This window comes from Chryseobacterium nakagawai (genome assembly GCF_900637665.1).
GTDB classification, from domain to species: domain Bacteria; phylum Bacteroidota; class Bacteroidia; order Flavobacteriales; family Weeksellaceae; genus Chryseobacterium; species Chryseobacterium nakagawai.
Genome location: NZ_LR134386.1, coordinates 284,087 through 297,985, shown reverse-complemented (window position 1 = coordinate 297,985; position 13,899 = coordinate 284,087). Strand labels below are relative to the sequence as shown.

General features: G+C 31.4%; 15 protein-coding genes. 8 read left to right on the top strand and 7 right to left on the bottom strand.

Going from position 1 to position 13,899, the window contains the following annotated elements; genetic code table 11:
- Positions 1–29: 29 nt before the first annotated feature.
- Positions 30–389 carry a superinfection immunity protein gene (locus tag EL260_RS01415; protein ID WP_123858517.1) on the bottom strand — a complete coding sequence of 120 codons (360 nt, stop codon included), beginning with the start codon at positions 387–389 and terminating at the stop codon, positions 30–32.
- A gap of 180 nt (positions 390–569) precedes the next feature.
- Here EL260_RS01415 and EL260_RS01410 point away from each other — a divergent pair, with 180 nt between their 5' ends.
- Positions 570–815: a helix-turn-helix domain-containing protein gene (locus EL260_RS01410; protein ID WP_123858516.1), complete on the top strand. Its 246-nt coding sequence runs from the start codon at positions 570–572 to the stop codon at positions 813–815.
- Positions 816–1,433: 618 nt separating this feature from the next.
- Here the strand turns inward: EL260_RS01410 and EL260_RS01405 are convergent.
- Together EL260_RS01405 and dinB are read right to left on the bottom strand one after the other, a co-directional pair.
- A complete protein-coding gene (locus EL260_RS01405; RefSeq protein ID WP_123858515.1) occupies positions 1,434–4,490 on the bottom strand; it encodes a DNA polymerase III subunit alpha in 3,057 nt (1,018 codons plus the stop codon).
- Between the two features lie 17 nt (positions 4,491–4,507).
- Positions 4,508–5,656, bottom strand: a complete 1,149-nt coding sequence (dinB, locus tag EL260_RS01400) for a DNA polymerase IV (RefSeq protein ID WP_123858514.1) — start codon at positions 5,654–5,656, stop codon at positions 4,508–4,510.
- A 61-nt stretch (positions 5,657–5,717) separates the two neighbouring features.
- Between dinB and EL260_RS01395 the strand changes: the two genes are divergently transcribed.
- Positions 5,718–6,521: an XRE family transcriptional regulator gene (locus EL260_RS01395; protein WP_123858513.1), complete on the top strand. Its 804-nt coding sequence runs from the start codon at positions 5,718–5,720 to the stop codon at positions 6,519–6,521.
- 35 nt (positions 6,522–6,556) lie between these two features.
- A complete protein-coding gene (locus tag EL260_RS01390; RefSeq protein WP_123858512.1) occupies positions 6,557–7,162 on the top strand; it encodes an alpha-ketoglutarate-dependent dioxygenase AlkB family protein in 606 nt (201 codons plus the stop codon).
- A 31-nt stretch (positions 7,163–7,193) separates the two neighbouring features.
- Here EL260_RS01390 and EL260_RS25425 read toward each other — a convergent pair whose 3' ends face one another.
- From EL260_RS25425 to EL260_RS01380, 3 genes are all read right to left on the bottom strand, one after another.
- Positions 7,194–7,370 carry a hypothetical protein gene (locus tag EL260_RS25425; protein WP_164466589.1) on the bottom strand — a complete coding sequence of 59 codons (177 nt, stop codon included), beginning with the start codon at positions 7,368–7,370 and terminating at the stop codon, positions 7,194–7,196.
- A 778-nt stretch (positions 7,371–8,148) separates the two neighbouring features.
- On the bottom strand, positions 8,149–9,093 hold the full coding sequence (locus EL260_RS01385) for an RES domain-containing protein (protein WP_123858511.1): 945 nt from the start codon (positions 9,091–9,093) through the stop codon (positions 8,149–8,151).
- 171 nt (positions 9,094–9,264) lie between these two features.
- The gene (locus tag EL260_RS01380; RefSeq protein WP_123858510.1) at positions 9,265–9,633 is read right to left on the bottom strand and encodes a hypothetical protein; all 369 of its coding nucleotides are present in this window, start codon (positions 9,631–9,633) and stop codon (positions 9,265–9,267) included.
- A gap of 220 nt (positions 9,634–9,853) precedes the next feature.
- Between EL260_RS01380 and EL260_RS01375 the strand changes: the two genes are divergently transcribed.
- From EL260_RS01375 to EL260_RS01355, 5 genes are read left to right on the top strand one after another with little or no spacing between them, the layout of a single operon-like run.
- Positions 9,854–10,447: a hypothetical protein gene (locus EL260_RS01375; RefSeq protein ID WP_123858509.1), complete on the top strand. Its 594-nt coding sequence runs from the start codon at positions 9,854–9,856 to the stop codon at positions 10,445–10,447.
- The gene (locus EL260_RS01370; protein WP_123858508.1) at positions 10,444–11,481 is read left to right on the top strand and encodes a hypothetical protein; all 1,038 of its coding nucleotides are present in this window, start codon (positions 10,444–10,446) and stop codon (positions 11,479–11,481) included. The genes EL260_RS01375 and EL260_RS01370 overlap by 4 nt, the downstream gene beginning before the upstream one ends.
- Before the next feature lie 13 nt (positions 11,482–11,494).
- Positions 11,495–11,890 carry a hypothetical protein gene (locus EL260_RS01365; protein WP_123858507.1) on the top strand — a complete coding sequence of 132 codons (396 nt, stop codon included), beginning with the start codon at positions 11,495–11,497 and terminating at the stop codon, positions 11,888–11,890.
- Between the two features lie 12 nt (positions 11,891–11,902).
- Entirely contained in the window at positions 11,903–12,346 is a 444-nt protein-coding gene (locus EL260_RS01360) for a hypothetical protein (RefSeq protein WP_123858506.1), read from the top strand.
- A 2-nt stretch (positions 12,347–12,348) separates the two neighbouring features.
- Complete coding sequence (locus EL260_RS01355; protein WP_123858505.1) at positions 12,349–13,575, top strand: hypothetical protein; 1,227 nt, start codon at positions 12,349–12,351, stop codon at positions 13,573–13,575.
- A gap of 95 nt (positions 13,576–13,670) precedes the next feature.
- Here the strand turns inward: EL260_RS01355 and EL260_RS01350 are convergent, their stop codons facing one another.
- The gene (locus tag EL260_RS01350; RefSeq protein WP_123858504.1) at positions 13,671–13,865 is read right to left on the bottom strand and encodes a hypothetical protein; all 195 of its coding nucleotides are present in this window, start codon (positions 13,863–13,865) and stop codon (positions 13,671–13,673) included.
- Positions 13,866–13,899: the final 34 nt, after the last annotated feature.

Below are 13,899 nucleotides of genomic sequence, written 5' to 3'. Positions count from 1 at the left end.
CCATTATTTTCAAATTAATTATTGATGCATTAGTGATTTAGAATTTTCTTTTTTTCAGCCTCATATTCAAATTCATTAATAGCACCTGAAGAAAGTAAATTATTCAGTTTAATTAACTGATCGTATTTGTCAGTTATTGCTATATCCTTAGATTTATTTTTAATATAAACAATATTTTTGCTTGAAAAAGCCTTTGTAAAGGCAAACCACCAACCATAAATCGTCCATCCAAAAAAAAGATTGATAAATAATACGCTGAAAAATTTAAATCTTATAATTGTGAGCCTAAATAAAGCAACTATAGTAGGAATAAAATAGATGAAAAGAACCATTTTAAAAAACGGAAATCCATCATTATTATGACTAATAGTAGATAATAATACTAACATGTTTTATTTATTTTTTATTATTTCTCCTTTTTATCTGTATATGAACAATAGGAAACATATTATTAAGAGTTGTTCAAATATAAAACATTTCACCATAAAAGCCACTAATTAGATACACCTTTTTAATGGTAACATAACCGGTGCTTATTTGCAAGATTTGTATTCTCTAATTGAGATTACATGGAGGAAAAAGAATTTTTAAAAGAAGAAGTCCTACAAAAACTTGGGAAGCGAATAAAGGAACTTAGAATAGCTAAAGGATATTCTAGTTATGAATATTTTGCATATGAGCATAACATATCAAGAGCTCAATATGGTAGGTATGAAAAAGGAGAAGACCTTCGTTTTAGCACACTAGCAAAGGTTATTAACGCTTTCGGGATGACTATGAATGAATTTTTTGCTGAAGGATTTGAAGAACTATAAAATACTCATGTAAAACGAGGCTACTAGAAATAGCCTCGTTTAGAAAAAACACAATAAAGCTTAACACTAGAATTAGTCTTCGGATTCGAAATGTCCCTCAAAAAAATCAAAGATTTTTAAATGTCCATTAAATTTTCTTTTTTTCAACAATCCTACTGCCATTAAAGCAATAAATAGAAAACCTACAATAAAGATTAGTAATAAAATCTCATACATAGTTGATAATTTTTAAATTAATTAAATTACTCTTGGAGCCCTTCCAACAGCTTCATATTGCAAATAAATAGAACACTGCTTTTCTCTTAAAGGACAACATTGTATTGCAATAATTAAATTCAAAAATATATTCGGATTATAAAAAAAGTTACGACACAGACTCAAAACACTAATAATCAACTAAATAAAATAAAGCATAGTATAAAACCCACGAACCCATTTTAATAATCGCAATTGAAGTGCTTCTATTTTTTGCATATTATTTACATTTTGGTGAAAAAATAACAACATTTTTTTGTCGCATTTTTTCACATAAATTTTATCAAATCCATTTTTTTGACTTTTTATTAGAAATTTTAATTATTCAAATATTGATTACTTCATAATCTAAAATAGAGTTTACTATTGCTCTATTCTATATCTCGGAAGCCCAATTTCATGTGCCTGTGGATATGGCTTTCTGAAGGTCATACTGACATCCTCTTTAATCTGTCTGTGAACATCATACTGCCTCTCTTTATCATAAGCATATCGAGGGTCGGGAATCATCGGCATTTTAGCCATTTTATGAATAGTTATCGTTGGAAAATGAAAATCAACTTCTACTGTTCCAAGTAATAGATAGCATCCACCGCCTTGAAAGTCATATTTTTTCAAACTATCAGGAAAATGAGCTGTATCAAAATAATCACCATTCACATCAATCCAGGTGCCAAAATACATGTTGCCTTTTTTAGTGGGAACATGTTTTCTTGCAATAAGATAAGCCAACATTTTTACTTGTCTCTTATGATGCTGAAGTAAATCTTTTACGAAAACTGATCCTCTGTACTTCGTTTGTAGTAAGTCAAATGGACTGCAGGAAACAGGAAAACCAATAAGTTCGATTTCATCAAAAGCATCTTCAGAAAGTTCTCTTTTCAATTGTGGCAGCTTGAATTCCTGAACAGGCTCTTCAATCAGCATAAGCCCTCTTTGTTCAGGCTTAAAATTCATCAATAATATCCGGGCTCCTACTAGCAATTCATTTTTAGGTTTACCCGTAAATCTCAAGGCACCAATAAAGATCAAAATCTGTACAGTTTCAATACCAATGGGAATCCGCTTGATAAAATCTTCAAGAGATTTGTACTCTCCGTTCCGTTCACGTTCCTCAACAATACCATTCGCAACTTTTGTTTCCAACCCTTCCAGAAGCATCAATCCCAAGTAAATATCTGCTCCTTTAAGTGTTGTTTGATATTCACTGGCATTAACACACGGAGTCTGAATACTCCCTCCTAACATTTTTGCCTCATGGATATATACTTCTGTACGATAAAAACCTCCTTGGTTATTAATAACAGAAACCATAAACTCCAGCGGGTAATATACCTTTAAATAAAGACTCTGGTAACTCTCCACAGCGTAGGAAGCTGAGTGAGCCTTACAGAAAGAATATCCGGCAAAAGATTCTATTTGTCTGTAAGCTTCGGCAGTTAATGGTTCAGAATGCCCAAGCTTTCTGCAGGATTCAAAAAAATTAGCTTTTACCTCCTGAAGTTTTTTAATGGAGCGCCCTTTTCCGCTCATTGCCCTGCGCAAAATATCACCATCAGCAAGAGATAACCCTCCAAAATATTGGGCAATCTTCAGAACATCTTCTTGGTAAACCATAATGCCATAAGTTTCCTTCAGATGCTCTTCAAATATTGAATGAAAGTATTCAAATTGCTGAGGATGATTATGCCTGAATATATATTCACGCATCATTCCACTTTGAGCAACTCCAGGACGGATAATAGAGGAAGCCGCAACCAATGTTCTGTAATTATTACATTTTAATCTTCTTAAAAGTCCCCGCATTGCTGGAGATTCAATATAAAAACATCCAATAGTTCTTCCTATCGCCAAATATTCATTGGATCTTTCTTCATCCTTGGATAATTTTGTGTCCCGAATATCTACTGTGATTCCTCTTGTCTTTTTAATAAGATTCACAGTGTCATTAATTGTCCCTAATCCTCTCTGGGAAAGAATATCAAACTTTTCTAAACCGATATCTTCCGCCACGTTCATATCGAACTGAACAATCGGAAATCCTTTGGGAGGCATTTCTAATGCCGTATAATTGGTGATTGGTTCTTCTGAAATCAATATTCCACAAGCATGCATGCTTCTTTGGTTAGGAAACTTCTCCAATAGTTTACCATACCTCTGTACCAATTCCACTACAGAATTCTGATCATACCTTTCCATTGATTTGCTTGTCAAGTCATCCAGTTCTTCCTTCGGCAGGCCAAATACTTTTCCAACTTCCCTAAAAATTGATTTATATTTAAATTCAACATTAGTTCCACAAAATGCAACATGATCTTTACCATATCTGTCAAAAATATATTCTAAGATCGTATCTCTGTTTTGCCAACTCCAGTCAATATCAAAATCCGGAGGGGTCTTACGGTTAAGATTAAGAAACCGTTCAAAATAAAGATTAAGTTCCAGAGGGCAAATATCTGTGATTCCTAAACAATAACTGACAATGGAATTGGCACCACTTCCTCTTCCTACATGCATAAAGCCCATGCTATTGCTATAACACACAATGTCCCAGGTAATAAGGAAGTAGGAGCAAAAGTTAAGCTCATCAATAACTTTCAGCTCTTTTTCTATTCTTTTTTTAGCAATTTCATGGTTTAATCCATATCTTTTTACCAATCCCGAATAAGCTAATCTGCGCAAAAGTTTCAAATCATCTTCTTTCGATTTTGTATAAAAATTCTTGTTCTTAACTTCTTTAAAATCAAACTCAAAACAGCATTCGGCGAGAATATCCTTTGTATTTTCAATAATCTGAGGGTATCTTTCAAATGCTTGTACCATTTGCTGTTCAGTAATAAAATATTCAGATCTGCGGCAAGCATCTCTTTTGGTAAGTTTAGAAAGCAAGGTATTATTATCAATTGCCCTTAGAATCTTATGCAGTTCATACTCTTCATCTGTACTAAAAGTGACAGGATGGAAAATGACCATTTTAGAAATATACCTTTCATATTCAGGGCGAATCAGGAAATTCAATTCCTCCATTCTTACTCCTATATATTCATTGGCTTTCAATTCTGGGGGAATATTACTCATCGGATAAACAATTAATACCTCCTTAAATTCAGGAGCTATTTCAGATAGTTCTTTACCATCGCAGTTATGACCTGTAATGACTTTGTTGATCTCACCAATTCCTGAGAACTTTCTAGCTATACCTACGTAAAGAAGTTTACCATCCTTTCTGACTTCAACACCGGGAATGGGTTTTATATTAAACTTTTCACATTCTTTTTTAAAATCATAAATTCCGGTTACGGTATTGATATCAGTCAATACCAGTTCTTTGGCTCCTGATTCATGTGCTTGTTTTACCAATTCCTCGATGGATAAAGTTCCATAACGAAGGCTATGAAAAGAATGACAGTTAATAAACATGTTGAAAAGATTTAAAATTATTTCCCGAAATCAAAGCCAGATGCCCGCCCTACAGCATCAGATCCGTAACGGTTTTTGATATAATCCATGGTTTGGTATAGAATCATCTGCTCCTCAGTATCTTCAAATAGATTCATCTGGTGACTTCCATGAACAAGGCCTGTAAAGCGAAGCCCTACCAAACGAAGCCTCATTCTTCTGGTATACGCCTTATTGAACAATTCCCGAGCAACTCTTGACAAGGTGTGATCTGCAGAAGTATAAGATACTTTACATTGCTTGGTTTCCGTATCGAAATTGGCATATCTTATTTTTACCACCACTGTAGAAGTCAGCCATTTTTCTTGTCTCAATTGGTAGGCTAGCTGTTCTGCCATTCCTGAAATCAATCGTTTTAGCTCAATAATATCCATGGTATCATTGGAAAAAGTCCTTTCAGTTGAAATAGATTTTCTTTCAGAATAAGGAACAACAGGATTCTCATCAATTCCATTGGCCTTTTTCCAAAGTTCTTTCCCGTTGGCTCCGATCATTTGCTGCAGAACGAGTACCGGCATTTCAGATAAGGTATGAATCGTCCGGATCCCTATTCTTGATAGCAACTGGAAAGTCTTGCCACCCACCATTGGAATTTTTTTAATGGATAAAGGATTTAAAAATGGTTGCACTTCCAATTCTTTGATTTCCATTCTGCCTACAGGCTTAGCTTCTCCTGTACCAATTTTTGAAACGGTCTTATTCGTTGACAGTGCAAAGCTTATGGGAAGGCCTGTCTCTTTAGTAACAGCTTCAGCAATTTCTTTGGTCCATTGGTAACATCCAAAAAACTTATCCATTCCTGATAAATCCACATAAAATTCATCAATACTAGCTTTCTCCATTAGTGGAACTTTTTCCTGTATAATTTCGGTCACAGTATGTGATAAATTTGAGTACATTTCATGATCACCCCGGATTACTTTTGCATCAGGGCAAAGTCTCAGTGCCATACGGATTGGCATTGCAGAGCGAACTCCAAATTTTCTTGCTTCATAGGAACAAGACGCAACAACTCCACGGTCTCCACCTCCTATGATAAGAGGAATACCTTGAAGCTGGGAGTTATTACGCCTCTCGCAGGATACAAAGAATGTATCAAGATCCATATGTACAATTGCTCGGTTCACGGTACAAAATTAGAGACTATTTGTCCCAAAATTATTATATTTGCTGGTACAATTTGTCCCAATGTCAATTTTTGCAGATAACATAAGGTTTTTGAGAGGTAAGCGAGGTTTATCCCAACATGCTTTTGCCAATGATATTTTGATCATCAGCAGAGATCGGTACTCTAAATATGAAAGTGGCCGTTCAGAGGCTCCCTACGAAGTACTAATAAAGATTTCAAAGTACTTCAATATAAGTATTGATTTACTTCTTACTGTTGATATCCGAAAATATCCATTGGAAGATATCCTGAAACTTCCTGATAATCGAATAGTCTTACCTGTTGTTGTAGACCATTTAGGAAACAACAGCATCGAAATCGTTCCACAGAAAGCATCAATGGGCTATTTATCCGGCTACAGCGATCCAGAATATATTGAAGGATTGCAAAGAATTACACTTCCTTTTTTAGCTAACGGAAAATACAGGGCTTTTCCAGCTCAAGGGGATTCCATGCCTCCTTTTAAAGATGGATCTTATATTATCGGAAAGTATGTTGAAAATATTGAAGATCTAAAACCTGGCAAAAGCTACATATTTGTTACCTTCAATGATGGGATTTCTTACAAAAGATTCAATACTAAGAAGAAAAAATCAATTATCGTAGCAGCTGATAATCCTTTTTACCAGCCTTATGATATTCCATTAGAAGAAATTGTGGAGATATGGCAATATGCTTCGGGTATATTTCCTGAAGATTTTGAACCTGATAACACAAATCATAATGTAAAAGATATGTTTCTGGAACTACGAAAAGATATTCAGAGGTTAGAAAATATGGCTTTCAATGCCAATAAACCATCTCCTAAAAAAGCCTGTAAATGAGATATTGCTAATACAATTATTTAAAGAAATCGACAATGAACCAACTTAGTTTATTCAATTCAGAAGAATTTTATGAATTTCCAAAAGATCTATTGGAGTACAGGGAAAATTTTCTTCAGCCAAAGGAAGCTAATGAACTCAAAGATCATTTATTGCGTACCGTTCAATGGGAACAGCGTACACAAAACATGTATGATAAGATTGTATTAACGCCACGTCTCACAGCCTGGTATGGAGATACAATGGAATCTTACGAATCAGATAATAAGAAGAAAGAAAACAATATCTGGACTCCGGAACTCCTATCTCTGAAAGAAAGAATTGAAAAAGAGTTTGGATATCGTTTCAATGGAGTGTTACTTAATTTATATCGGAACAATAACGATTCTGTTGCCTGGCATAGAGATAAAGAAAGCAAGTATGGCAAACGTCCAGTTATTGCTTCAGTAAGCCTTGGACAATCCAGAAATTTCGATTTCAGAAAAATAGACCATCATCAAAGTAAATATAGCTTGCCACTCACTAATGGTTCATTACTAATTATGAAAGGCAACCTTCAGGAGTATTGGGAACATAGAATTGCTAAGTCCACAATACCTATGAAAGAACGGATTAATTTAACCTTTAGATTTAGAATTTAATCTTAATTGAAATATACACAAAATAACCCTTTTAGCTCAGAATCTGTGCTACTACTTCAATTTTATTACCAATAAAATTAGAGATTAAATTTACTTTTTTCAGGTTAACACTCTCATCAAACTCTTTTCTTGTATCTTTTCCTTTATAAGTCACAACTCCTCTTTTTCCTGAAGCTCTAATTATTTCTTTTAATCCTGTGAATCTCATATAATCTCAATTTGTATTCAAATATACAATAGAAAGGATATACCACAATATACTTCTAATATGCTCCCAAAGATATTTAATCCACTAGATTTGAAGATTAAATTGAAAACACTCTAGAAATAGTGTTAAATAGCATCTTGTTTAACTAAAACTTCCCTTAAAATATCAAAAAATAAAATATTGTTTAATTATTTCAACCATATAATTTCACAAAAAAACACAGAATTAGCTCTTACTCCCCTATTCATAGGTGTTTCATGCAAATGTGGAAAACTTTTTTATCTATTAAGTTTTAGAAAATAAAAAAGCTTTAATACCTTTGGTAAAGAATAAACTCGAGATTGAGCCCTCGAGTTTATAATTTTTCCACAATGGAAAATATTTCAGATTTAATAGAACTTTTAGTAATCCTTATTCAGCTTTATAATGTGGTTGAGTCTCGCTATAAAAAAAAATAAGGACTGTTCTAATTAAAAGCCTCCTTTTTGGAGGTTTTTATTTTTATTAAATTGTCTTTTTAATGAGACAAATATATGTACAAAAATTCGAACAATTGTTCATGCATTTAAAAAAAAAAAATACATCTAGATACTTCAGAGCAAGTTTTTAAACAACATTTTTCTGATAAACCCTTTATTAATAGTTGTTGTTGCTGCCAAAATATTCACAAAATAAGCACAATTTATTCATAAAAAAGTTATCCACTAAGACTATTTTGAAAATTCAAAAAAAATTACTATGGTAGATTACAATCTTATTATTTATATCTCCTTTTGTTTTAATCATTTTGATATTTTAATAATTCTTCGAGAGTTTCTAATCCTATTTGTTCCAGACATTCTTTCTGGTGATTATTAGGCAAATCAATCAAATCAAAATCTTCTTCTTCATCTTTCAGTTCCAATATCGCATCATTACCTACTACAGTATGCTCCCTATGCTTATACAAAGAACATTCTCCAACTACAATAAGTTTAAGTTTTTTCGTTGCTTCTGGTGTAATTGCTATATTAAACCCCTCTCCTCCAACTCTAACACTGGGATAAAAGATTCCATCAAAACCCTTTTTAATTGCAATTTCTGAAAATATTGCAGAAATCATATAATCATAGTCATGTGAAATCTGTTCCTTAGCAAACTCATCAGCTAGAAATGTTTGAATTTTAAAAGACTTTTCTATTATATCAGGAACCTCTTGCAATATTGCTTCTGGAATATTTTGAGTGGCTTGATTATAAGCATTCATCAGTTCTCTTGTATAACTACTCTTCCCAAAATATGTATCCTTGTGTATAATAGCCATTAAACGTAAATCTTCAATAACCTGCCATTTTCCGAAAGAAATCTTTTTGTATAATGAAGATGAGTTATCTCTTAATGCAGGTATTGATTCGGTTACCCCTATAATTCTCATATTTTCTAATTCCCCAGGAACTAAGTTATCAGGAATTGCTGTCGCATAAAACATAGTATGATATGGTGTACTAGCTCTTTGATATGTATTATTAAATTTCTGCGGTTTAAATGAAAAATCACCTTTACTCCTATATCTTATTGTTGAATTCTCATGCGGTCTTGCCCTCATCACAACTTTACCAGGATGGAAGTTAACTTGCATAGAACAGATTACACCAATTTCATTTAACAATTCTCTGATTCTCCCTTCTGGGTAGTCTGCTAAATTTAGATTGCTTAACTCAGCAATAACTTGATCTATTTCCATAATTTGATGTTTTATAAATACATTTTACAGTTCTCCATGACTATTATAGTTGATCTAAGATATACAAAATAATCAAAGAAATGAAAAAGGCAAAGTCCCGTAATTTTCAGAACTTTGCCTTTCATTAGTTAAAAAGAATTTACATCTAAATAAAACTTCATCATATATTTGTTAATTCAATTCTAACAAAACACCTTTTTCTATCATCCTTTTAACAAATATTTCACCTTCACCCGTAAGTTGACTTCCATCATATTGGGGCTCATAATTCAAAGACACATAAACATCTACACCTTTACTACTTTTAAAATACTCTATAGCAGCTTTACCTAAACCTTTTCGTTTAAACTTCTTCTCATATTTATCGCTATATGCATGAGTTAGCTTAAATCCTTTAGAATAATCTAATTCTTTAAAATTGAATTCTCCAATAAGATTTCCTGATACATCCTTTATAAACACATCATCCGATACTAAAAAAAGAGTAAGTTCACCATAATCTTTGAAATCAAGTTTGCTTGAGTCTCCATAAAATTCCATATTTATTAATTTAATTTATATTTTAATTACAATGGTTAAAGATATAATTATCTATTAGTAAGAATTCCATATTTCTAAAAATAACACAAAAGTGTAATTAATCTTCTATCAAGTTTTTCATAACTTATAAGTCATCTAAAACATTATAAAAAATAATTCATTCAACTTTATTTTAATAAAGAATTAATACTTATATTTATGATAACTAATAACTTAAAACATGAAAACACAAATTCAAAAAGGAATACTAGTGATCTCTCTCATGTTATCCATTATATCCTGTTCTAGTATCTACGAAGTACACTACTTCAAAGACAAAGTCAATCAAAAATCTAATTATATAAACAGCTACATGCCTAATTATTATAAGGTAGAGATATCTGGATATTCTTTTTTATCAAGCTCGAGATATATATCTGGTTATTTTGATCAAAATGCAATTAATACATATTTCAATGAATTTACTCAGCCTGAAAACGGTAATATTCTCAAAAATAACACATTTACAAATGAAACAGGAAATGAGTTAGTATTAATATTTTCAACAAATGCAAAAGCTATTACAAATCAAATAGGATCAATTTCTAAGAGCCAAACTGTATTAAATTCATTAGCCTCTATTGTTGAAAAAGGCAAAACTGAAGAAAGTAAGAAAATTAATTCTCAATTGGAGATCTTAGATATAGACATTAACCAATTAAAGTCTCACGTAGATTTCTATTTAAAAGATATTGAAAACTTACCAGTTGAGCAAAAGAAACTAGCGATTGAACAATTAGCTCATACACTAAGAATAAAAGAGGAAAATAAATGAAAACAATAATTACTTTAATATTATCTGTTAGTATTCTTACAAGCTGTTGTAGTAAATTAAAAGTTGTTGTTAAAGTTGCTGATAGAGATAAAATTGCTGATAATCACAAGGATTATGGTAAAGAACAAGTTCTAGCTTCTATAATTTCACTTCAATCATATATTGATCACTGGGACAAAGAAAACATCTTAAAAACTATTTTTGATTTTGTATCCACATTAGGTAATAAAAATGGAGAAAAGGATAACATTGATGAAGTAAAAGAGAGCTATAGAAAAAAATTTTCAGAAAGATATGATCCACAAATTATACAGATCACAGAATATTTATCACAGGCAAATGCACTTTATATAAATAAAAAATATCAAGAAGCTTCTGTTTACAGTGAAATTGCATATTTGCAAATTGTCAGTATTAAAAATGAGCTAAAAACATACAATGTAGCTGGAACTAATATTGATATTTCAGATCATGTACCCGACATAAATAAATTACAAAAGCCAAGATCAAGATTTCCAATTTTAGGAGATCCTATCGCATCTTACATTGCGAAGGAAAACAATGACGAAATTTGGAAAAGTATTTTTAATAAGACTGTTTCTTCCAGTTTTTTAGGCAATTCTGATGTTGCTTATATTTTGAGATCTAATCCTCCTGAAGAGGAAGTTAAAAGTGGTGATTATAATAACAATTTTACCATTAAAGGAGTTAGAATGGATGCTGCCGATGTTACAAATGCCGTGTTTACAACACTAACTCAGACAATTAATTTTGTAGCTGCATCTCAAGGAGTGCCGTTAAGAAGCCAATCAAATACCGAAAATCCACAACCAGTACAGTCTCCTGAAATATTGAATCTAGCAAATGATCAAAAAAAATTAGAAATAAAATCTAAAAAATACAAGGATTACACTCATCTTTTACTTGAGAAGATTAATATGGAAAATATCCAAAATAAAGATGGAGAAAATTTAAATGAAGCAATTAAAAGGATACAAGAATATTGGGAATTCATAAAGAAAGATTTAACCTAAAAATTAATATGAAATGAAGGGAAAAACTTTTATTACAAATAAAAACATCAACATTAAAGATTTAAACTTTATTGTAAAAAAAGACAATACATTCTATGTTAAGGATACTTACATTTTGAAAAGTGGTTTAGAAATGGCAAAATTACAATTTGGTCAAATGAAAGGAGTTTACAGAATTCCAAGATTTGATATTCAAACGCTATTAGACACTAATTCATTAAGGCTCCCCACTCCCCCAATATTCCAAATAAATCAAATTGTATTTAATAATAATAAAGGGAGAGGTATCATTCTTGGTGCCGAATATGATCCAGTTCTCGAAAAATGTTGGATTTATAGAGTTTTATTTGATAATTATCCTTCAGTAAAATATAAAATATTTGAACGAGATCTACAACCAAGCAATTAAAAAAAATAAAAAATGGAAAGACTATACTACGAAAAAACAATTAACCCCAATCAACCTAAGGCATTTAATGGAGAAAAACAAGGGCTTGACGATTACCTAAACAAAGTAGCTCGTTTAGTTCCAAGTGAAATAATTGCAGGTTATTTAGCAGTAATTGGGATAATTGAATCAGCTAAAAATGCTAACTCAGAACGCATTCTGGTTTTGTTAACATTAATAATTTGTACTATTCTAACGCCCATATATTTAAACAAGGTCGCTAATCCTGAAAAGCCTAAGCGTAATCATTTAATTTTGTCTACAATTGCTTTTTTAGTATGGGCTTATGTTACAACAGGAAAACAAATAATTAAAGCAATTTCTCCAAATGACACAGAAATATTTGATCCTGTAATTGCTTCAGCAATAATGATTTTATTCAGTTTAATTAGCGCAGCAATACCATTAAATAAATAACCATGCAAGTATTTTTAGATTTCATTGAAGAAAATCCTAAATTAAGAAACATTTTTGAACAAGTTTCAACAATTGAGGGGCACCAAGGAAATATCATTTACTTATCAAGTGTATTTTTGGCATTCCAATATCTAACTGAGACCGGAAAGAGTGACGATTTTATTGATAACTTTTTTTACTCTCATCATAGATATGTCAAATGGGGAATAAGATCTGACCCACACTTCCTATCTCTACCATTGTCAGACATTTACAGCTCATCACACATTTATGACTCCAAAATAGAACTTTCTGATATTAGAAAATTTCAAATGCGAATACCAGAAAATTTAGATAAATCAGATTTTAGCCCTTTTGAAGTTATTATCAGTATTTTTAATGATGCTGAAAAAAAATCTTTTGAAAGAATTCTTAAGGAATATTCTAAAGATAATGATTTTACAATTGTAATTGAAAAAAGAAATAGAAATGTACTTTTAAACTCAAAGAAGTCCCATGATCCATTAATTGGTGGAATTAGTATTAGTGAGGACAAAAGTAATGTTTTTGGGACCTTAGGCGGTTTTTTGAAAGATAAAAATGGTGAAATATTCGGCGTAACTTGTGCTCATGTATTTAAATCCGGAAAACCATCTGTCCTTCAGCCTGCACTTTATGATTCACAACAAAAAACTAGAAAGATAGGAGATGTTGCATTTTGCAGTGAATTTATGTTTTCAGATCTTACTGCATCCTGTAATCCCCAAACATCTCAAGGCAATATGGATTTAGCTTTAATTAAAATCAAAGATGAAGAATGTGAGTTTGGAATCCATAAGTTGGGTAAAGTTAGTGGAATGAAAGAATTCAATCAAATTTATCAAGGAATGAATGTAGAATTTAATGGACGTTCAACAAACAAAAGAAAACAATTAGTAATAGGAGGCCTGTGCGTCTCATACAAAGTAGTATATGAGGTAAATTCTAAATTACAATATGCTTGTTTTACAAATTTAATTGAATTAAGAAATAAATCTCCTAAAAAAATAGGTTTCTTGGGGAATTATTACATCACGAAACCTCCTGCAAAAGATGGGGATTCCGGAGCTTGGATTTGTTCAAATGATTCAAAAGGGTATAATTGGTGTGGCATGTTAATATCTGGGGATTTAGATAGAGCATATTTTTTGCCATCTGAAGATATAATGAATTGGGTAACCAAAAACACCAATTTAGTGCTAGATTTATAACATATTCACTTTTCAAATACACAATTACCTATCTGACAAAATTAACAATATATATTTCATATCATTTCTCTTTATAACGAAATAATTATGAGATATTACTTGCTTGTCTTTTGTTTTTCAATTCTTTCATCTTCCAAAATATCAGCCATAATCTGTGCTTGTAGTTTACAATCATTAAGTTCAACTTTCAAACTATCAATTGTTTTATTTTTAGCAACGATAATTAACTTAGTTTCATTTTTTGAAGAACAGCCAACTGTTAATGTAAGACAAATTAAAAAGTACTTCATATTATACTATTTTAAATTAAAGATATATTTTCGC